The sequence below is a fragment of the Amycolatopsis sp. NPDC000009 genome (assembly GCF_055563465.1).
Map to the genome: position 1 here is coordinate 120,644 of NZ_JBVHDI010000023.1, position 21,763 is coordinate 142,406.

The 21,763-nt window shown below is 67.2% G+C and carries 15 protein-coding genes; 13 read left to right on the forward strand and 2 right to left on the reverse strand.

Annotated features, from left to right (window positions below):
* The first annotated feature begins 243 nt into the window (after positions 1 to 243).
* Positions 244 to 1,725, forward strand: coding sequence for a hypothetical protein (locus ACZ3HL_RS38270; RefSeq protein ID WP_465536451.1), 1,482 nt, complete (start codon positions 244 to 246; stop codon positions 1,723 to 1,725).
* 410 nt (positions 1,726 to 2,135) lie between these two features.
* On the opposite strand, the gene ACZ3HL_RS38275 is transcribed toward ACZ3HL_RS38270, so the two are convergent.
* Positions 2,136 to 4,070 carry a hypothetical protein gene (locus ACZ3HL_RS38275; protein WP_465536453.1) on the reverse strand — a complete coding sequence of 645 codons (1,935 nt, stop codon included), beginning with the start codon at positions 4,068 to 4,070 and terminating at the stop codon, positions 2,136 to 2,138.
* Positions 4,071 to 4,582: 512 nt separating this feature from the next.
* Between ACZ3HL_RS38275 and ACZ3HL_RS38280 the strand changes: the two genes are divergently transcribed.
* The 8 genes from ACZ3HL_RS38280 to ACZ3HL_RS38315 all read left to right on the forward strand — a co-directional run bounded on the left by ACZ3HL_RS38280 (position 4,583) and on the right by ACZ3HL_RS38315 (position 15,326).
* On the forward strand, positions 4,583 to 5,167 hold the full coding sequence (locus ACZ3HL_RS38280) for a hypothetical protein (RefSeq protein ID WP_465536455.1): 585 nt from the start codon (positions 4,583 to 4,585) through the stop codon (positions 5,165 to 5,167).
* A gap of 522 nt (positions 5,168 to 5,689) precedes the next feature.
* Positions 5,690 to 6,220, forward strand: a complete 531-nt coding sequence (locus tag ACZ3HL_RS38285; protein WP_465536457.1) for a hypothetical protein — start codon at positions 5,690 to 5,692, stop codon at positions 6,218 to 6,220.
* A 45-nt stretch (positions 6,221 to 6,265) separates the two neighbouring features.
* Positions 6,266 to 6,958, forward strand: coding sequence for a hypothetical protein (locus ACZ3HL_RS38290; RefSeq protein ID WP_465536459.1), 693 nt, complete (start codon positions 6,266 to 6,268; stop codon positions 6,956 to 6,958).
* A 243-nt stretch (positions 6,959 to 7,201) separates the two neighbouring features.
* Positions 7,202 to 7,831 (forward strand): hypothetical protein, encoded by a 630-nt coding sequence (locus ACZ3HL_RS38295; RefSeq protein ID WP_465536461.1) that lies wholly within the window; start codon positions 7,202 to 7,204, stop codon positions 7,829 to 7,831.
* A 1,165-nt stretch (positions 7,832 to 8,996) separates the two neighbouring features.
* Positions 8,997 to 9,452: a helix-turn-helix domain-containing protein gene (locus tag ACZ3HL_RS38300; protein ID WP_465536463.1), complete on the forward strand. Its 456-nt coding sequence runs from the start codon at positions 8,997 to 8,999 to the stop codon at positions 9,450 to 9,452.
* A 676-nt stretch (positions 9,453 to 10,128) separates the two neighbouring features.
* Positions 10,129 to 12,324, forward strand: a complete 2,196-nt coding sequence (locus tag ACZ3HL_RS38305; protein ID WP_465536465.1) for a TerD family protein — start codon at positions 10,129 to 10,131, stop codon at positions 12,322 to 12,324.
* A 1,068-nt stretch (positions 12,325 to 13,392) separates the two neighbouring features.
* A complete protein-coding gene (locus ACZ3HL_RS38310; RefSeq protein ID WP_465536466.1) occupies positions 13,393 to 14,241 on the forward strand; it encodes a hypothetical protein in 849 nt (282 codons plus the stop codon).
* Between the two features lie 287 nt (positions 14,242 to 14,528).
* Positions 14,529 to 15,326 (forward strand): Crp/Fnr family transcriptional regulator, encoded by a 798-nt coding sequence (locus ACZ3HL_RS38315; RefSeq protein ID WP_465536468.1) that lies wholly within the window; start codon positions 14,529 to 14,531, stop codon positions 15,324 to 15,326.
* Between the two features lie 447 nt (positions 15,327 to 15,773).
* On the opposite strand, the gene ACZ3HL_RS38320 is transcribed toward ACZ3HL_RS38315, so the two are convergent.
* Complete coding sequence (locus ACZ3HL_RS38320; RefSeq protein ID WP_465536469.1) at positions 15,774 to 16,781, reverse strand: hypothetical protein; 1,008 nt, start codon at positions 16,779 to 16,781, stop codon at positions 15,774 to 15,776.
* Positions 16,782 to 17,022: 241 nt separating this feature from the next.
* On the opposite strand from ACZ3HL_RS38320, the gene ACZ3HL_RS38325 reads away from it, so the two are divergent.
* From ACZ3HL_RS38325 to ACZ3HL_RS38340, 4 genes are all read left to right on the forward strand, one after another.
* Positions 17,023 to 17,661: a deazapurine DNA modification protein DpdA family protein gene (locus ACZ3HL_RS38325; RefSeq protein ID WP_465536489.1), complete on the forward strand. Its 639-nt coding sequence runs from the start codon at positions 17,023 to 17,025 to the stop codon at positions 17,659 to 17,661.
* A gap of 190 nt (positions 17,662 to 17,851) precedes the next feature.
* The gene (locus tag ACZ3HL_RS38330; RefSeq protein WP_465536471.1) at positions 17,852 to 18,355 is read left to right on the forward strand and encodes a hypothetical protein; all 504 of its coding nucleotides are present in this window, start codon (positions 17,852 to 17,854) and stop codon (positions 18,353 to 18,355) included.
* A 123-nt stretch (positions 18,356 to 18,478) separates the two neighbouring features.
* Positions 18,479 to 19,369 carry a hypothetical protein gene (locus tag ACZ3HL_RS38335; protein ID WP_465536473.1) on the forward strand — a complete coding sequence of 297 codons (891 nt, stop codon included), beginning with the start codon at positions 18,479 to 18,481 and terminating at the stop codon, positions 19,367 to 19,369.
* Positions 19,370 to 19,727: 358 nt separating this feature from the next.
* A complete protein-coding gene (locus tag ACZ3HL_RS38340; RefSeq protein WP_465536475.1) occupies positions 19,728 to 21,590 on the forward strand; it encodes a ParB/RepB/Spo0J family partition protein in 1,863 nt (620 codons plus the stop codon).
* Positions 21,591 to 21,763: the final 173 nt, after the last annotated feature.

The following is a 21,763-nucleotide window of genomic DNA, read 5'->3' on the forward strand; positions in this document are numbered from 1 at the left end:
CCGCTACAGCAAGTCGAACCGGCTGTGCCTGCTTCTGGTCGGGGCATGCGTGGACCCGCATACCCGTGTCCACGCGGTGGATCTCAAACGGCGTGGACTCTAACCCGCAGCTGTGGGGTGGACGCCTCATCCGCATGGCACGGTGAGATCACGATCTTCGTTCTCCGCTAGGGAGTCGTTAACGAACTACCTGGTTGGAAGCGACTGGTTCTGGTGAGCAGCGCGGACGAGGGAGACACCACTATGAGCGAGGGCACTGTCAGCGACGTCGGCCAGGTCATTACCGGGCAGGTCGTCCGAGCAGACGGCCGGGCTCAAGTCGAAGCAGCAGGCAAGGACCTGCAGGCATTCGAGGACCTCATGCTCACCATGATCGAGCAGTGGGGCCTGCCCACCGAGGACATCATCATCAACGTCCGGGAGCGGGAAAAGCTGCTCCGGAACACGCCCGACGCTCTCGAAGGACTCGACGACACCCAGCGAGCGCGTGCCTCCTACGTCGCGAAGATGATCCTTGCCGCGTCAGTGGGACTGTTCGACGCCGCGTTGAACTACCTCTGGAACGAGACAATCAACGAGCTGCGCGCCCGGGTCGCCTCGTTCGACGTCGCCTACTTCTTCGAGATCGCCGAACCCGACTCGACCCGCCGCAACGACCTGCGCACCGCGGAGGACCTGGCCAAGATCGACGACGCCAAGCTGATGGCAGCGGCCAACCGCATCAAGCTGATCAGCGACGTCGGCTACAAGCAGCTGGACCACATCCGCTACATGCGAAACAACGCCAGCGCCGCGCACCCCAATCAGGTCGCGCTCACCGGCCTGAAGCTCGCCGAATGGCTGGAAACCTGCATCCGCGAGGTCATCACCCTTCCCAAGGACCACGTCGCCGCCGCGATCAGCCAGCTTCTGAGCAACGTCAGGAAACAGCGCCTCACCGAGACCGAGCTGACCAGTGCCGCGGCGTTCTTCGACAACCTCCCGCCAGACCAGGCTGATAACCTCGCCGCTGGTCTGTTCGGCATTTTCAACCCGCCCGACGCGACGCCGGATACCCAGGACAATGTCCGCAACCTCTGGCGGGAACTTTGGCCCTACGTTGGCGAAGATCAGCGCAACGAATGCGGGCTCAAGCTCGCGAGGTTCCGCGCCAACGGCGACGCTGACCGGGCCCAGCGTGCTCGGGACTTGCTCGATCTTGTCGGCGGGACCGCCTACCTGCCCGAGTCCGATCGAGAGGCCGAGCTCGCTCAGGCCGTCGAGGAACTCACGAACGCCCATGAAGGCTGGAACAACTTCTACGAGGAACCACCCGTCGCGCAACGCCTGTTGAACCTCGTCGGCAAACACGGTCAGGTCCCGGCGCGCGTCAACTCGACCTATGTTCGCCAACTTGTCTACGTCTTCCTCACCAACGGCCACGGCACTGCCTTGAGCGCCGATCCCATCTACAGGGAGCTGATCGGCAAGTTCGACCCTAGTCAGGCCGGGATCGCGCTGCGCCTCTTCGCCGAAAGCAAGATCGCCAGCCGGCTTCAGCACGATCTGCCGCGCACCAAGTGGGCTGAACTCATCGACCTCATCACACCGAAGCTCACCGGTCGCAGTGATCTGAGGCTGCTTGGTGCCGTTCGCGCCTTCACCGGCACCCCTGACCAGCTCAAACTTGACAGTGGCATCAAGCAACAGCTTAACCTCGGCGGTCCACGCGCGAAGGCACACTAGTCACGGTTAGCCTGGCCAGTTCGGCGGACTGCCGGACTGGGCTGTTCCACTGCCGCCTCGTCACGCGTCGGCTGCGCCGGATCCACCGGGGTCGGTGCGGTCGACCGCAGCACCGCCGCTGGAACCGTCAGCGCGTCCGACGTTCACGATCGCTCCGCCGCCCGCGACCGAACCAGCGGGTGTTGACCTCCATCGTGCACCAGAGGAGCGGCGCTGCTCTTCTGAGAGAGGAGTTGATCTTCTTGGCCGCATCAAGTGGTCGAAGTACGGGGCAAGCTCGATAAAACTCGTCCGCTGCGTCGTGCCGACGGCGGCTGACCGCGTGCGACCTGGACACCCTCCGCCTCCGAGGCCGCGGGGCTCCAAGGACTCGATAGCCGGCGGGAAGTCGCCGGTCGCCGAAACCGCTGCTACTCGCCGAGGTCGTCGTGGAACGGCAACGACCCATCGCCTTCGGGGATACCGTGCGGCGAGTCCAGGTCCTTGATGAATCCGTCGCCATAGTCCAGCCTGTGCGTCCTGCTCACGCCTTTGACCTTCGGTCGGTCGTTGTCGACGATGATCAGCTGGAAGGGGCGTTCATAGCGGCCGTCCCCGATGGTGCCGCGAATCTGCAAGGCGTCGAGGAACTTCTGGTACACCCGGCGCGCCAGTTCCCGGTCGGCGGCGTTGGTCCCGAGGTTCTTCTGCGGCGAGTCGATGATCAGCAGGCCTGGCAGGCTCGACTTGTCCATCTGCAGGGTGTAACTGAGCAGAGTCAAGCTGTAGGCCACCGAGACGGCCACTCGAGCACCTCCGCCTCGCCCTTCGAAGGGCTGTTCGTCTACCAACGGCAACAGGGTGTCCGCGTCGATGCGTGCTCGACCAGTGGCGTTGGGCAACCCGATGTCAGCGATGGTGCTCCGGAAGATGTCGGTCAATGTCTCGGCGACCCATTCGCGATGTTCACGGTCAGACTCAGCGACGCGCAACTCCTCATGGCGCTGTCGCTGCTGCGCCTTCAGCTCGTCGATTGCGCGTCGTTCCTCCTCTAGGCGGCGCAGCGCTGCGTCGACCTGCCGCAGATCGGTCAGGCGCTGCCGCAGCGCGGCTAGTTCGGCAGCGGCGGCCGCGATGGCGTCCACGTGCGGGGCGACCGCGTGTTCGGTCTGTGCGTGGTGGGCGGCCAGCTGCGTGGCAAGGTCGGCGCGGGCCGCCTCGACTGCCTTCTGGGTCAGCTCGTCGGCCTCGCGCAGCTTGGTCAGGTTCTGCTCGATCATCTGGCGCTGCTTCTGTAACGCGATCCGGGTCGCAAGGTTCTGCTGTCCACGCAATGGGCGGCAGCAGAGGTTGCAGTGCCCAGGTGGTGGCACGTACTCCAGCAGGTCCGCCTCGCACTCGGGGCATGTCCTCTCCGAGATCAGCTCAAGGGTGACCCGGTCGGCGGGGTCGGCGGCTTCCAGTTGTCCCAGCATATGCAGCGACTTGTCGACCTTTTCCAGGTCAGCCTCCGCTTCGCCGAGATCACGACGTGCGAGCAGCAGTTTCTGCTCGGCCAAGTCGACCGCGTCGTAGGCGGCGCGACGGCGTTGGTGCCACTGTTCAGCACTGTCGAGGGCGGCGTTGGCGGACTTGCGCAGCACGGCCAGGCGGGCCGCAGATGCCGCTTCGTCTGCGGACAGGTCGGTCAGAGCCGCGCGCACCGCAGCCGGGTCGGTCGCCTGGGAGGACGTCAGGAACTCCGCGATGCCGGAACACTTGCGGTGCCGTTGATTGATCTCGCGGTCGATCCTTTCCAGCTCGGCCCGGCGCTTGGCCAACTCGGTGTCGGTGATACCGGTCATGATCTGCAGCGCGTCCAGACGCAGCCGGTCAGAGGAGGACGGAAGCACAATGTGCCGGTCGATGTCGAACTGGCTGCGGTGCAGGTAAGGCCACACTGCGGTATGGAACGTTGGTTTGGAGCCGAGCACGGCGAACTCCTCAGCCATGCCGAGCTCCTCGAACAGCCAGTCCGACATCGTCGTTTCCCCGCTGCGCTGCTTAACCAGGAAACGCCCCACCAGGTCGCCGACCTCGTCGGTCACCTCCACCCGCGAGCTGGACGAACGCAGCCGCCGCAGCGTGTAGGTGCGGTTGCCCAGCCTGATGGTGAGCACGACCTCCAGGAGATGCAGGTGCACGGCGCCACGGAAATGCACGTTCTCAAGGCCCATCGCGAAGCCAATCGCGTCGGGGATCGAGCTCTTGCCGGTGTCCGCCGGACCGTAGATGACCACGACCTGGGCGTCCAGGTCGTACTCGTGGGCCTGCCATCCGCGTGTAGTCCTGATCTTGAGATTCAGGACACGCAGCACCCGTGCCATGGGTGCTCCTTCCTCCGCGGCCATGGCCGCAGGCGTTCGACTACGCAGCCGCGAGGGCCGCTGGCCTGAAAACCCTGCACGAGAAGCGGAGCGGCGCAGTTCCACCGCGCCGCCGCACTACCCATTCGGCCGCACAAGACCCCTCGAACGGCCGCACTACCCAGTCACGTGATTCCAACTTGCGTGAAGTTATAGCGGACAGGTGGAGAGTCGCGCCACTTGGCCCCGTCCGACCCGCCGCGTGGTGTTCATTGGATGCGCCAAGCCCGCTTGGCTCCTCTATTTGTTGCTTCGCAACAACCTTGGTCTCGTGAGGCGTATGCCGCACCCGACTGGCACAAGGGCCTGGCCGGCTCTATCGCGTCTCAGACGACACGCGAGCCGGGCCCAAATTCGAAAGTTGGATTCCAAGTGTGTAGAGTTCTCCAGAGAGTAGATCGTGCACGAACGCGACGGAGGTGGTGTGCGTGGTCGGGACGCAACACGCTGACGACGGGGCACCCCCGCCGAACGTGGACGACTTGGTCGAGGGCATCCGGAAGTTCCTGGGCTTGACGCAGACGTTGCGTCAAGCGGGAGCAGTCGTGCAGCTTCCGCAGCAACTGGTGCAGGTATGTCGTGAGGTCCTGAACGAGGTCGAGAGCTCGCCCGCGAGCAGCCCGCGTCCTCCGTTCAACGGCAACTCGCAAATGTCGGTCGCGGACAAGGCGCTACAGGAACTGCCTCTGCGGCGCCTGCTGCTGCAGGTGATCACTCCAGGGGAGACCTTCACGGTGACAGAGGTGGTCAACCGTCTCGCAAAGCTGGGCGTGACTGCCGACTCGGCCAAGGTCAGCAATGCCCTTGGCTACCAGGTCGACCGCGGGCAACTGGTCCGCGAACAAAGGGGCCTCTACACCTACCCGGTGGAAACCCTCTCGGCCGACGCTATCGGCACTACCGTGCCGAGCTATGCGCCATCGCTGGACGCGGTCGGCGGATCCACTCAAGACGATCGTCGCCAGTCGGGCAGCGATCACGGCCGCCGCACCGTGTCGGTGCGGGGACAGGAGGACCGCCGTGGCAAGAGCGCGGCGCAAGAGCGGAAAGCCGTGTAGATCAGGAATCTACCGGCCCCTATTGCGACGAAGGAGTCCCGCTTCACCGGGCTGCCACCCGGCGGGGACTCCTCGTCACGTCCAGCGCCCTCAAGCACATAAGACGTCTCCGCACGTTACCAGCAGCGCCTTGCGGCGTCTATCGCTACTGGCCCGCTGGTGTACTGCGATCGTCGGGTTCTGGTGGAGTTTGCCACCCGAGGTGCACCTCTGGGTAGCTAACCGAATTCAGGAATTGATCAGCTAGAGCTGCTGGTGAGGTGGCGCATGACGGGCCACCTCACCACTTAACGATAGCTTGATTGGTGCCACATGAACGTCACGCCAGATGCACGGAGACGTTCAGATAGTGTCCCGCTCGTCGTGACCGCGAGCTACACGATCAGGACGCGAACTCCTCTGGATACGGTGAGTGCGGGGACCGCATGCTGTGTTAACGAGCCCCTTCGCAACACGCCTGGACTTGACAGGGAAACCTACTGCCCGTTTGCATTAGCAAACGACACTGGCCAGAAGGAAGCCATGGCCCGGTTCATCGCCGAGCCCGACGCCGGAGTACTCGCGCTCGCGATGGAGTTCACTTCCACAGCGCTCAACCCCACGCAGGGCCTGATCAAGGGCCAGCGGCTGCTGTCGTTGCTGCGGTCCTCGCCCGGCGCTGGTGACGTTCTCGCCGCGTTCGAACAGCGGATCACCACAGTGCCGTGGGCGGTCTACGACGTGCGCCGCACGCTCTCCCCCCGCGTCGACGGCAAGAACAACTTCGCCCGCTCGGTCCGCATCCTCGACATCGGCACCCCCGACGAGACCCGTGCCCGGCTCGCCCAGCGCGCCCGCTGCGCCGCCGTTCCGCTGACCGTCGGCGCCCCCGCCTTCCCCGACGACACCCAACCCCGCGCGTGGCTCCGCCACCGCGACCGTCAGCGGCTCGACGGCGGCATGGCGACCGCCGAGCGATTCCTCACGATCGCCCCCGCCACTGCCCGAACCAAAACCGGACCCGCGTTCCCCAACGCCTGGGCCGCGGCCTCACAGCTCGAACTCACCGCCTGACACCAAATTCTGACCATTCCCGCCCGTGATCAAGGAGCTTTCGCTATGCCCGACACGACTTGTGGAACCGCGATCGTCCACGCCTGCCCGCCGCACCAAGTGCGTGCCGTCCTCAAGGCCCTCCACGGCTACGGCCTGTACTACGACGGTCCCGCGGACGACGACACCGATTCCGATACGCAGGCCCGGAAATCGCTGCACCTCGGCGAAACCTATACCGACGACGAGTTCTGCTGCGGCGACGCGAGCAGACTCGCCGATTGGCTGATCACCTTCGCACCCGAAGCCGCATTCACCATCTACGAGGACCCCGCTCGCGAATGGGTCGGCACCTACCTCACCTACGTGCCCAGGCTGGGTTCATTCACCGCTGACTGCGACAACCAGGGCGAGCTGCTGTTCACCCGAGCGCAAGTGCTCAAGCTGCTCAACGAACCCGAAGACGTTCGCCAGCGAGCGCTCGGCCTGACCTGGAAGACCGCGATCGACACCATGCCCGGGAAGGTCGTCTACGAGCCGAAATCTCACGCCGCACACTGGAACCGCCCGCGAGGTGAAGTCACCATCGTGGGCGGCGATCAGGGAGCCGGGGACCTGACCTTCACCGCGCCCGGCGACAGCGACCAGGTCGACACCGCACTGGCCAAGCACGGCTTCCAGCTAGCCGCCGATTGGGGCCAGCTCGACGACACCGCCCACATCTGGCGCACCGACGTCTACCGCATCCTCGAAAACTGACCGGCCTTCCCACGCAGCTGCCCCGGCGCTGCCCGGAATCCCATTTGCCGGGGCAGCGGCATGCCTCCTGGGTGCTCGCCGGTGTGCGGCGGTCCCGTGGCCGTTTCGGCTCGTCCAGCGCGCTGATCGAGCCAACGGGCGGACACCACATGCCGTCTCAAGCCGGCGAACCACCCACTTCGGGACTGCCGATACCTGGGTGGCGGTCCGGCACTCCACCCATCTAGACAAGGGAGTTCAGTCATGCCCGCGAACACTTCCGACGACCCTGCCGACGCCACGCACCGGTCTCGGCTCAGCGCACTGGCCGAGCAGCTTGGCGTGGACTCCGGAGCCCTCGACGAAGTCGTGCACGGGGTCTTCAGCGCGGTGGCTAGCGACGCCAACAACGACGGTCTCGACAGCCAGATCGCGGCGCTGCTTCAGCACCTCGGCCCCGACGAGGTTGAACAGGAAGTCCGTGACGCCGCCTCGCCGCCCGCCACCGTCGGCCCGCACCCGCCAGCCGATCAATCCGGCCTCGAGCTTCCTCTGACGGATTCGGTGCACCTCAGCGGCCCACCCCACAATCCCCCGCAGATCGCCGCCGACCCCATGAACGCGGGCACTACTGCGCTCGACGTCAAAGTCACCACAACCGAGACGGCAGTGATCTGGACACTCGACGCCGCGACCGCTGCGCACGTGCGCGACGCAATCCGCAGGGCAAAGACCGACCTGCAAACCCACGCACGTCGGCACGCCGAGGACCCCCGAACCTCCTACGGCGCCTGGTACGCCGCCGCCGCTTTCCGCCTGCACACCGTCGAGGACGCCACGCTGGCCGCCGAAGTCCAACGCACCGGAGGCCCCTTCCCCACCAACGACGACTGAGACACCCCGTGCGACGTCGCCGGACCGGCCGCCCCCGATGCCGTACCGCGCCGCGTCTGGCGACCCGCACCCGCCTCTGAAGTTCCCGCCCCGCCATGAAAGAAGACTCAGGACTCCTGATGTATGTGATCTCCCACGCTGTCCGTGACGCCATCTGCGCGGTGGTCGACTACACGCTGCCCGACGAGCAAGCCGACTACCACAACCAAGACACCGAAGGATAGAAACACCAGATCTAACACCATCTGTCCACACTGGGCGAATGGCTCGACCGGCGCAACACCCCATTCACGATGCCCGCCGCCGTCTTCACGTCGGCCCAGCCGTACACCGGCGATAGTCCTCTGGGTACAACCGATGCCCGCTGAGCCCGCCGCCCAGGACCGTGCCGCATCCAGCGATCCCGCAACCATCCTCAATCGCCTGTCCCGCACAGCGCTCCTGCGATCCTGGAGGTTCTCGCCCGGCAGATTCCACGTCCTCGTCGGCCGCGGCACAATCGCGCTCGATCCACTTCGTCCCGCCGATGTCGCACGGGTCGCCGAATCCCTGAAGCGAGACCGGTCCGACTCGAGGGACAGGGCTACCCGATGGGATACGCCACCACGCGGTACCCCCTCGACGACGGCCGTCTGCTCGACCACCACAGCAGCGCCACCGTCCGAGATCACCTGGAATTCCCCTACACCGTCTTGGCTTCCGGAGGACACGTCGGGATGCGCTGCCGTGAGCTTTAACGCACGCACGCGGAAAGAAGCACTCGCGCTCGCCGGACTCGGCCGCGTCCGAGGACGCTGCCGTCGCTGCGGGAACCCGCGCCCCCTGATCCGACGCGAACATCACTGGGCGCCCGACCCGCGCATCGATTGCCCCAGGTGTGAAGCCGGAGTAGACACTGAGGTCGTCCTGCTGTGCCGCCGGTGCGGCGCACCGATCAGCGACCACCCCGACCGAGGCCCCCTCGCGAAGGCCTGGCTGCATACCGAAACCTGGCTCGCGCGATGCGACGAGCCGTCGGCCAGCCTGTGGCCCGCCCAGCCGCTCGCCTGCCTGGACTGAACCGTCCCCGCCAGGCTGCACACGAGACAGCCCGGGCCAGACCGACAAGGACCGGATCACGCACCGCCGATGTCGGCGTGCCAGCTCGTAAGAAAGGAATCCCTCCATGCCCACCTTCAAACTCACGGGGCCAACAACAATGGTCCTGCTGTCGTTGTCGGGCGCCGACGACCACACCTCCTTCGCCCATCGCATCGCCAACGAAACCGGGCTGACCCCGACTACAACCGCGAGCGTCATTCGGAGACTGATCGAAAAAGGATTCGCCGAACGACTACCGGACCAAACCAGCACGCACGGCACCCCGCGTCGCCCTATCCAGCTCACCGCCGCGGGTCTCGCCCTTGCCCGCGCGTGCGACGTAAAGCGACGGCCGCACGCCGCACACAGGTTGCGTAGCATCGCCGCTGCCTTGAACCTGCCCGCCGGCAATCCGCTGGCCCAGGCCGCCGACAGACTCGACCACGAGCGGAACGACCAGTTGAGCACCCTTACCCGAGCCGTCCTGGGACCAACATCCCCCTCATCCGTGTGCCTGGTCTGCACCGCCCTCGCCCGGTGAACGGCATCCCCGGCACGCCCCACGAAATACAATTGACGCCCACAATCCGGCTGACAAGGATGAATACCCACGACAAGCCGGGGGCATCATGACCACCGTACGGCACAAAAGACGGTACGCCTTTTATCCGGCGATCACGGTCGCGCAGTCAACAGGTAATGCCTGCCAGAATTATCTGTCCTTAAAGGACGGCCTCTCTGCGCACCGCGGACTCTTCACCCTGACGATGAACGCGCCACGCGGAGAGCCGTCCGCCCAACATCGGGCAGGTTTAGGTTCGAGCCGCCCGCCCTCCGCGCACGAAAAGCGAGGCACACATAGGCGCGCGGCGCACTGATGACGCATCCAGCACCGGCCTACCTCCCTGGCGCCCCACCTGCCCCGGCAGCCCGGAATAGTGATTGCGTCCACTTCAGCGCCCAGGCCAGCGGGCTACGCCCCTCGGACTCGGCGCAAGTGCCGTACTACCCCGTGCCGTTCCCTGGCGCCTCGCTGCTCGGCGGCCGAGCGCAGCCTCGCTGACCGCGTACCCGCGCCGCAACCCCGCTTCGCGGTATGGGCTGCGACGCGGGCACGCCGCCAGCGGATGGCCGCCCCACCGCCCGAGCCGGGCGGCGAACCTCCAGGACCTGCATGACCAAGGCCTGAACACACCACCTGAGCGAAGGACAAGAAGATGCGGTCGACGACGATGATCAGCAGGACGCTGCGTGTGCCGCGGAGCCCGGCGCCCGCCGGCGACGGCGCGGCGGTTGCCCGGCAGATGGACTCGGTCCTGGCCGGTGCCGGCTTCAAAGCCACTCGTGACCTGTTGGAACACCTCTCCGGGCTGGAGCCCGGCGCGGCGATGGATCTGGCCGTCGACGTCCTCGATGCGGTCCGGACGCTGGTCGGTGACCACGTGACCCACAACGCCTACTTCATCGACTTCCCGCGCGGGGTCCCGGACTCCGTCGAGTTCTGGGTGAGCTCCCTGCGCGACGCACTCACCACACCCCGCACCCGCGGGCTCACCGCGCAACCGACCGACGCAGACTTGCGGGCGGCACTCGATCGCGGCCTGGTCAATCTCCTGGACCTGCCGCGTTACGGCCGCTACCAGCACTCCTACGCCGAACTGCTGGCCGCGCACGACGAGCTGATCCCCTCGATCAAGAACCGGATGACACTGGTGCGGCTGGGCGGCACCCTGGAACAGGAAGCAGCCGTGCTGTACCGGGAGCTGGCCGAATCGGTCACGCCACTGGGCGAAGCCGACCTGCAGCTGCTCGCCGGACTCGCGCGGGACTGCGGCGACATCGAGCTGACCGAGATCCCAGTGCGGGAGAACCGTGCCGTGCTCAACGCCGCGCGGCTGGCCGCGGGGTGGCCGCTGCTGGGCGTGGACACCGTGCTCGACGTGCTGCGCACCGTCTGCCAGGCCAGTGGTGGCGACGTCACGCTGGCTATGCCGACGCGGTTCCGCACGTTCTCCAATCGCGAGCGCCGTGTGCTGATGGGGGCGCTGGACCAGGTCGCGGCCGGCGGCGAGAGCAAGCTCGGCGACATAACCCGCTTCGCAGAAAGGTTCAAGCGGCTCGGCGAAGGATTGCACTCGCACGAGTTCCGCCAGTTCCCCCACGCGATCGAAGTGTTCCGCGTAGCGCGTGGTGACCGGGCGGTCACGTCGCTGGCCTCGCGGGCGGAACTGGCGTTCGCGGGCGGAGACATCGCCGGCGCGGCCGAGATCCTCACCGGCTCGCCGGGCATGTTGATGCGGTTCGCCGACCGGCTCTTGCGGCAGGCCGACGAGCCCGCGCAGGACGCGGTCTTCGCCGCGATGACGCGGAGTCTGGGGCGGGTGTCCGGGCGCGTGCTGTGCTCGGTGCGTGAGCACCTGGCCAACCGCGCCAAGTCGGACGCCGCGCGCCTGTTCCCCACCCGCTCCCGCCGGGCGTGGGTCACCGGCGACACCCGGCCGCCGGTGCGGGCCGAGGCGATCACCCAGGTGTGCGCGCTGATCGACGCCGAGCTGACCGCCCGGCTGCCACCGAGGGAGCGTGTGCTGGTCGATCCCGCAGTGCTCTCGGTGGCTCTGCCGCTGTCGGGCAAGGCCACCGAGAACGGGTTCGCAGTCCTGCCGCGCGGTTCTCGCAGCCGGGTCGAGGGCGAGGTACTTCGGTTCTTCACCCACTGGCGCGAGACCAGCAGCAGCACCGACTTCGATCTGTCCGCGTTGCTGCTGGACGACGAGTTCCGCTACGCCGGGCACGTGTCGTGGGACCGCCACCACGACGGTGGCGCGGTGTACTCGGGTGATCTGACCCAGGCCCCGGCGCCGGACGGTGCGACCGAGTTCATCGACCTCCCGCTGGACTCGGGCGACGCGATCTCCGCCACCCACGTCGTGCCGCAGGTCCACATCTACTCCGGCGAAGGCTTCAACCAGGTCGCCGAGTCGATGTTCGGCTGGATGACCCGCGACCAGGCGCAGGCCGGTGCGCCGTTCGACGCCCGCACCGTCCGGACTCGGTCGGACATGCGCGGCACCGGGCGTGTCGCCCTTCCCGTCGTGTTCACCCGCGACCAGGACGGGACGTGGACCGCGACGTGGCTGCACCTGTACCTGTCCGGAAAGCCGACATTCAACCGGGTCGAAGGCAACCATGCCTCCACAGCCACGCTCGCGCGCGAGCTGATGCAGCGCACCTACCTCACCGTCGGCGACCTGGTCGAGATGATGCGTGCCGCGGGCACCACGATCACCACGTGGGAGCCCGGTGTCCAACTGGAGGGGCCCGTCACGTTTCTCGGCATGCAGGCACCGGAAAACCTGCCGGACAACGTGGAAGTGATCACCCCGGACCGGCTAAACCAGTTGATCCCGGTCTGAGCGGACCGGTATCCTGATCATGCGAGGCAATAAGGGGACTTCCTTCTCACCCTGTCACGGTTTCTAGTGCCCTTGCTCTCCTCGCACCTGACGACACGATGGCCTGCCGGATCTCCGGCAGGCCATCGTCATTTCCCTGCCACCACGTCGATTCCGCACACGGCCTTCGGGCCGTGACACCGTGCGTCACAGGTCATGAAGGGCTGATGTTGATTACCCTGCAGCCTGCTCAAACACGCTGAATCCAGGAACCATGACCGCGAGGCCGGCCCGCTCACCGCGTAGGTGCGGAAGACGAGCTGCACAGAGCGACACAGGCGGTTCCGATCCGGCTAGCCGAAGCTGTCGAGGCTTGCGCGGAGCAACGGGAGCACGCCTACACGCCGACAAGAACGCGGACGCCAACTGACACTCGCCCAGCGTGGACACCAGGCACTACTTCCAGTTCCTCGACGCCCTCGAGTCCCTGCTCACACGTCGAGCAACTGATCGATAAGCCTGAACTTGATCACGCGCACTGGCCGCTACGCCCCGGCCTAGACCGCCGACAACGACGTTCCCCGCGACAAAGGAACAGCGCCGCGGCGGCGTAACCATTCGCTGCTCTCCAGCTGTTCGTGCCCGCATCGACTCCGTCGGCGTGAGCAAGACCCGTCTACCCCAACGCGTTTCGCCGCGAACACACGCCGACGCCAGCCTCCGCCGCTGGTCGTCTGTTTCGTCAGGACAGTCGCCCGCGCAAGCGGCGCGACATCGGACCGCCCTGTTCCTCCTGAAAAGCAGGCACGACGCCCGGCGCCACCGGCCTGGGAACGGCAGGCGTTCACCCGAAACTCCGCTGCGCAACCTGACCACGTTCCAGATGCTCGCGGCTCGCCGCCGGCATGGACCACTGCCCCAGCCACGAACCCGTGTCCTACCACGGGATGACGCGCGCGTGAATGCGTCCGACGCCGCGAGCCGCACCACGGCTGACGCGCAGGACGTGATGCACCGTCGCGCGCTCGACGAGAACACCGCGCGCTCCGATCCCGGCGTTTCCGTATCGACCCGAAAGTGAGTAAAGCCATGAGTGTCAACAGTGAGCGGACGGTCGCGGCCCTGGCCACTGCCGTCGCCGACGGTCTGAAGACCGAATACACCCTGATTTATCTCGACAGTGACAACCGGCTGCCCGACCAGGTGGTCGCGGCGATGGTCAGCGGCGAGAACCCTTGGGAGACGCGCGACGGGGAGTGGTTGCTCGACGCGATGAGCGACGTGGCGCTGGACGCCGCGCACCGCGAGGTGGACGAGTTGGCCAATAAGATCGTGGACGGCTGGGAAGCCGAGGACGACACCGACTACAGCGAGCTTCAGGACGACTGGAAATCTTCCGATGAGCGCGAAAGCGCCACGGACACGGTGCGGGACCGCGACTCCTCGCCGTGGGTCGACGAATTGGTACAGACTTACGGGCCGGTGCTGCTGCGCGTGACGATTCCCGCGATGGACGAGGACGCGAATTTGAGCTTCGCGCCGCTGTCCGGAGAGCGGTTCCTGGATCTGCTGGGTTTCGAGCACACAGCCACGAACCTGGCCCTCGCCGAGACCGTCATCGCGGAAGCGTCCCCGGAGTTCTCGGTGATCATGGGGTTCGCGATGGTCGCTGTGGACCTGGCCGATGTCGAAGCACTGCCCGACGAGGGGGCGGTGGAATTGCGTAACCCGTATGTGTGGCTGGGTAGCGCGTTCACCGGCTCCGGCTGGTGCAGTGAGGAACAGTTCACCGGCACCGTCGTGGTGGACCGCGCCACCCTGCGCACTGACGGCGACGCGTTCGGCTGGTCGTGGAGCGACGTCGCAGGCGGCACGTCAGCGCGGGACTTCACCGGACCCACGCTCACCGCGCGACCGGCCACGCCGGTCGCCGCCTGACCTCGGCCGCCCGGCCGAAAGCGACTCCCACTACACCCCAGTCCTGCACCTCGTCCGACGTTGCGCGGCCACCGTCGTCCGCATCCGGTACCGCAACGCCTTGCACTCCCGCACCAAACGACGTCATTGCCGCGCTGACGCCGACACCGCGCTCGTTGGCCACGACCCCACAGCCGAATCCAACCCCTTGAACGACAGTGGTGTACCCCATCCAGGATCAGCACTACCGCCTCCGACCCACCAAGCCCCAATAACCAGGCAATCGCGACTCCTGGCCGGAGCGCTTCGTGGACCAGCAATGGAAGCAGGCCGGTGTCGGCGGTGTCCAGGCACCCGCTTCGCGGTCGGCTTCGCCGAGCCCGGACACCGCCGACACCGGCCTGCTCCCTCGCCCCGGTCCACGCACCGCGCCAACCAGGAGGCACAGCATGCCCACCACCAACGACATCCCCGCGAACGCCTCACTTCACACGTTCATCCTGGAGTTCGGAGACCCGTTCGAGTTCCCGCGAGATCACGTGATCTTCCACGAAGGCGAGCCTGGAGACCGGCTCTACGTCGTCAAGTCCGGCAAGGTCAAGATCGGCACCGGACGAGACAGCAAGGAAACCCTGCTCAGGATCGTCGGCCCGGAGGACATGTTCGGCGACCTTTCCCTGCTCGACCCTGGCCCGCGTTCGGCCACCGCGACAACGCTCACCGAGACGCTGGCGACCGCCATCGACCGGACCTTGCTCAAGAAGATCATCGGGTTGCGCTCTGACTTCGCCGAGGAACTGCTGCGCATTCAGGCGCGGCGCCTGCGCCGTGCTGGCGCGGCAGTGCAGAATTTGGCCTACAACGACGTCCCCGCACGACTCGCCCGTGCTCTTCTTCAGTTCGCGCAGCGCTTCGGGGCCACGGACGGCGGCGGATACCGGGTCGTGCACGACCTGACCCAGATCGAACTGGCGCAGCTCGTGGGCGCCTCCCGCGAAACCGTCAACAAGACCCTCGCCGACTTCGTCCGCCGGGGCTGGATCCGGGTCGAAGGCAAGTCCGTGCTCATCACCGATCCCGAACGGCTGGCACGCCGGGCCCGCTGACCCACAGCCCGCCGATCCGATGCCTGTTCACGCTCCGACCCCACGGGCGCGGTGGCCGCCGATGCACGACCTCACCATCACCCCCTGGACGCAATCCCGGCGCCGGCGCGACCCGGCCCGGCGGCTCTTGTCCTTCCTCGGTACCCACCGGCCGTGGTGGCTGGCCCACAGCCCCGTTCCGCTGTGCGTGTCCGCGCACACTCTCTCCACCTACGTGCCCGGCGGCCGCGGCCTGCCGATCGCCAGGACTCCCTACGCCATCGACAGCGGCGCTTCTCCAACCCGTCGAGCACCGTGTCGTCGAGCGGGCGAACCGTTTCGGGTGGAAGGGCCGGGCGGCCCCGGCACCCGGACGTGTGTACCTGGCGGCGAGGTGATCCACGGCGACCACGCGGCGATCGGGAGACCGGGATGCTCGCGGTGGCCCACTACCAGCAGCAGAAGCCATCACTTCGCAATGGCAGGGTCGAACTGCGAGGCGTTGGCGGGGCTGTGCCCAGACAGGTGTGCCGCGCAGACCGGTCGAGTGCGGGTGGCGTAGGACCTGGCGGCTGCCACCAGCCCGAGGCCGAGGCCACCGAAGGCCAGGCCGCCGAACTCGATCATCCACGTGATTCCGGAACTGGTGGTGAACGGCGGCACGATCGCCGGACTTGGCAGCACCCCCGCGGCGGTGAGTGGTGCGAAGATCACGAGGAAGATCCCATAAACCGACAGGCCGACGGCTGCCAGCCACGCGGGGAGCAGGGGCAGCAGGCGTGGGACCCGCCGCCCGGCGAGGACCAGCGTCCAGCGCGGGAACACCTGGCCCCACGGGTACATGAGCCCCAACAGCAGGAACACCCCGGCCGCCGCGGCCAGGACCGTCACATCGATGCCCACAGCCGCCAGCGCCTCAACCGCTCCCGACCCGCCGGCGTTGACTACCCGCCATCCCTCGGCGGTGACCCCGAGCGCGTCACCGCCCAGCGTCCAGATCGTCTTGACGCCCGCCCACGGCAGCAGCCCGCACATGAGAACGTAGACCGTCCGCCGCGTCCGCTTCGACGCGATGCCGGCGCGAGGGTGACCGAGCGGACCGTCGCCGGCGCCTGGGTGCTTCTGCCCGCACCTCGGACACCGGCCGCGCAGCCGCCGGCGGTAGGAGATGACAACGAGGACGAGGAGAACCGTGCCCACCGCGTTCACCAGGACCTGGGCCAGACCAGTGGCGCTTTCCACTCCGGCGAATGACGCCAGCGTCACGACGTACGCGGGGAGGCTGGCCAACCCCAGGGCGGACACGGGGATCGTGGCCCCCAGCGATACCAGCAGCACACCCCGCACCCGTCGCCCGAAGTCTCGCGTGGTGGCCAGGCAGCCCAGCGCGACGAGCACGGCCAGCGCGGCCAGAAGCAATTGGAAAGCCGGCGGGTACGACACGCGAGGCGCCCACCGCACGTCGACCTCTGCCACGACCCAAATGACCTGAACGACGGCGTACAACACTCCCCAAACCCCAGCGGCGAAGGGCACCCACGCAGGCCACCGCCTGGCCCACGCCTTCCAGCTCGCGCCCCCAGATGGCTCGGAACTGCCACTCACGGTCATCGCCCCCATTCTCACGATCTCTTCACCGAGATCATGGCCACCGCTACCTGTGACGACTCTCAGGACGTAACGGCTCGACCACTGAAGTCTCAGGAGACAGCTGGTTCTGGGAAATGGCGGGTTCACCGAGATCCGCGACCACGGCGAGTGGCGGTGGAGCAAGGACACCTACGGCGGCATGGTGTACCGCTTCATGTCCGACTGCGGCTACCCGATTTTCGTTGCGCCGCTTGGCTATCCCTGCGAACCTCAAGTGCTCCTCAGGTCCGGAGGGTCCGTGATCGAGCACCAGGAATGGACCCTGGAGTCCTACCTGTACCTCGCGCGGGAGTTCCCGCACGCCCCGTGGATGCCCGTTCAGGGTTGGGAACCACAAGATTATGTGGGGCACGACGAGATGTACCGCAAAGCCGGTGTCGACCTCGCCGCCCAGCCTCGGGTCGGCCTGGGCTCGGTGTGCCGCCGGAGCTCGATCCGGGAGAGCGGTGCCATCGCCGGGTACTTCGCCGGCCGTGGCTACAAGCTTCATGGTTTCGGGCTGAAGACGTCGGCGTTACGCGCCTACGCCCCGTATTTCGTGTCCGCGGACAGCCTCGCCTGGTCCTATCAGGCCAGGGTCACCGACATGCGGCTCCCCGGTTGCAAGTACCCGGGCCCGTGCAACAACTGCCCACGCTGGGCCATGCACTGGCGCGAGCAGGTCATCGCCGCGATCCGCGCCTCGGAGAACTACACCCCGGTCTGAAGCTCGATCCACCTCCGCAATCTGATCCCCGTCCGGGACCACGAGGGGGCGGCCGTGCTCGCAGCACCGGCTCAAAACACCGGGGGCTTCGTCGCGCCCAACTATTAGCCCAGGAGGAAAGGACCTCATGTCCCACGTAGCTCCACCACCCGGCACCGCCGTGGAGATCCACCGAGTCCAACCCCATGGCGTGCATCGTGTGATTGAGCGCGGCGTCATCATCCACCCGGCGATGACGTGGCTCGTCGCCTACTTCCCCGGCGACCATGCACGGCCGGCCGCCCCAGGCGATCCCGCCTCGATTCGTATTGTGAGCACCGCCGACGTCACCGAGTACTGCGCACTTGCCGACTGCGACCCCGCCTGGGTCGCCTGGACCTGGGCGCACCTCGCACAGGCAGGCCCCGGGCTGCTCCAGGCTCCCGGAGCCGTCCACGTCTGGGAGCTCGCGGCCACTCTCGCGCTGCACCGTCTCGCCCCACCCGCGTCGACCCCGATCACCGTGCCCCAGCTGGAGGCTTGGGCCGACCGGCCGCTCTCACCCGACGACCTGGAACGGCTCGGCGAGGCGATCCCGCACTCCAGCATCCCCGACGCGATCAGCGTGATCGTGGACGCCCTCGGCGATGACGACGCCGACAGCTGCCCCGATAGAGACCAGCCCCACGACGGCACCGGCGGCAACGCCAGGTGAACCCGGCCCAGGTCAGCAGACGCCTTGCTCGGCCAACCCCTGTGCGTTCCGTGTCAGTGCATCCCCACGCGCAAACCGCCCACAGAGCCATCTGTCTCGCCTGTCATCCAAGGAGACCTCGCCATGCCTGATTGGATTTCCGGATCGGCCACGATCCACGCCTGCCCGCCCTACCGCGTCCGGGCCGTACTGGCGACGTTGCAGGACTACGGCCTCATCGACAGCGATATCGCCAACGCCAAGACTCTCCAGCTCGGTCGGCGGCACGACTCCGACGAGATCGCGCGCGACAGCATCACCGATCTCGCCCGCTCGCTGATCCAGAAAGCCCCCGAGGTCGCCTTTACCGTCTACGAGGACCCGGACTGGCTCCAGAACGGGACGATCTGTTTCCACGTCCCGGAACTCGGGCTGTACACCGCCGCATGCGACGCCTTCGGCAACCCCATCTTCACCTGCGCTGAGGTCGTCGACATGGACCATATGCCGCTCGTCCAGCGACAGCATCGGCTCGGCCTCCCCTGGCGGACAGCGATCGACGCCCTGCCCACCGGGCCCGTCGACCAGCAGGACACCTTCGCCGTCGAGTGGGACCGTGCCCGCGGCGAGATCGTCGTCGTCGATGGCCTCGACTGCGGCGACGACCTCATCCTCGCCAGGCCCGCCACCACCACGATGGCCGTCGAGGCGCTCCTGGCCACGGACGGCCACCACATCGTCGAGAACAGCTGGACCCCCGCCGACGACGCCGGGAACCGAATGCGGGCAGAGTCCTACCGCTACCCGCGCCCCGCAGGTTTCGATGCCCAGATCACCTGGCGGATCGACGACAGCAGCGATCCCCGCGAAGCCGCCACCAGGCTGCTGAACATGATCAAGGACTCCCCCAGCGTGCCGGTCATCCTGACCGACCAGCACGGCCGGAAGTTCCACGTAAACCTCGCAGCTCAGCCCGGCGACGACGTCGACCTGCTTCCCACAGCCTGTCCGGATCCGAACGCGGCACCACTCTAGGGCTGCCCCGACGACAACACCCGGGCGCGCCCCAGCCGGACGGGCACCCGCCAGCCCTTTTCGTCTCCCGAAGCCACCCGCAGCTTGCCGGCACCGCCTTGCGTGCCTATGAGCTGCCTGGCTGGGCCCGCCGCGCTCGGTGGGCGCCGCGCACTGTGCCGCACCGAAACCGGGGGTGTCCAGCACAAAGACGCTGGACACCCCCGGCCCCGGCACGGTCACACCGCGGAGCGCGCCACCAAGCGGTCCGGCGGCCCCCATGGTCCGTCTCCAATCCGTTCTTTTTCCTTCTGCTCCACACATTCCGCCATTCGCGTCAGGGCAGCGCCATGCCCGCACACCCCCAGGAGGCTGCACAGTGACCACGAACCTCGCCGAACCCGACACCGCCGTCGACGACGTCGCGACCCCGGCCACGGACGTCGCCGAGGCCACCACTACGGCGGCCGAGCAGCGCCAGTATCCCTACATCGAGTACAAGATCGACCCGCGAGACCTGCGCGCCGAGGGCAACAGCCGTGTCGTGGGCGACATCCGCCAGAAGAAGCCGGAACTCGTCGCCTCGGTAGCCAAACGCGGCCTCGATCCCAGGGTCTCGATCGTCAACGTGGCCCCGGGGCCCGACGGTGTCCTCGAGGTGCAGGTCGGGTTCCACCGCACGGCCGCCGCTGTCGCGGTGAAGGAGGTCGAAAACCCCGACCTCACCATCCCGGTCATGGTGCACGCCCCCGGCACCAACCGCGAGACCCTGATCGCCCAGGCCATCGAGAACCTTCACCGCGAGGACTACACCCAGGCCGAAGAAGCCAAGGTCTACGAGCAGCTGGCGCTGACCGGCCTCGACGACAACGCCATCGCCGACGAGCTCAGCAAACCGGTCGAGCGGATCAAGGCCGGCCGCGCCGTCGCGGCCAGCCCGCGCACCATCCAGGCGGCGAACGAACTTCTGCCCGAGACCGACCTGCTTGTGCTGGCCCAGCTCAAAGAGTTCGAAGACAACGAGGCGGACTACCTGACCCTGGTCCGTTACCTCCGCGACAGCCCGGGCAACTTCGACTGGAAACTCGCCCAGGTTCGCGAGGATCGTCGGCAGCGCGCTCTGCGGGCCGAGGAGGAGCAGCGGCTCATCGAGCTGGGTTACACCATTGTGGAACGAAGCTGGGACCGGCCCGAGGGCTCCGCCCTGCTGGAGGACCTGTGCAACGGCGAGGACCAGACCCCGCTCAACCCGGCCGACCACACTGACTGCCCCGGGCGCGGCGCCGCGGTCAGGCTCCTCTACGGACGCGAGCTCGACATCACCGAGCTGTGCATGGACTACGCCGAACACGGCCACCACACCCGGGCCTCGGTCCAGATCGCCGCCGCCGAGACGCAGCTGCGCGCCGACGGCATCACCATCGCCGACCCCGACGCCGAGAGTGTGGCGAAACTGTGGAACCTGTTCGCCGACGGACAGGCCGAGAAGAGCCTCACACCTGAGGAGCACGCCGGCTGCCCCGGCCACGCCGCCTACGCCGAAGACGACCTCGAGGAGACCGCGGCGGACATCGTGTACGTCTGCACGGATCCGGACACTCACGGGCATGTCCGCCGCGGCGGAGCCCAAGTGGAGCCGGACCGCGCCTACAAGACCGCGGAGGCCAAGCGCGCAGGCAAGAACAACGAGGCCTGGCGCAAAGCCAAGCAGGAGCGGCGGGCGTGGCTGGTGAAGTTCTTCACCAGCTGGGGCAGGCGCAAGGCCGCCGAGCTGCCGAAGCGGGTGCATCACTGGCTGGCGCTGGCCGAGGTGCTCGCCTCGGACTTCCTCTCCGACGCCGCGCCGAAGCACAGCTACGCGTGCCAGCTGCTCAAAATCGCCGAGCCCAGGGGCAACAGCCGCGAGGCGAATCCGCTCGTCACGAAGCTGCGGCAGAAGAACTGCACCGAGACCCAGGCTGTGCTCATCCGGCTCGCCCAGGTCATCGGCGCGTGCGAGGAGCACTGGGACCGGGCCTACACCGAAAACGCCGACGCCAGCTGGCGTTCGCCCAGTGAGGACACGAAGTTCTACTTCGAACTCCTGGACGCTCTGAAGTTCCCTCTCTCTCCCGTCGAGAGGCTGGTGAACAACCCGGAACTCGACCACGCGGAATGGCCCCACCTCGCCCCCGCCACCGAGACCGCCGACGACGCGACCGGCGCGCAGGACGACGACGCGCCCGAGGCTGCGGCGGCCTAGCCACCGTCGCTCCCCTGCTGGTCATGCCCGCGCCGACTTCCCCCGGCGCGGGCATGACCTCCCACCCCTGCACATCGCCGCCACGAAAGGAGCGGACCGTGCCCGACGGGACTGAACAGCAGCTCCACCACCAAGGCGAACGTTGGCGCGCCGCACCGTCCGCGCCGGTATTG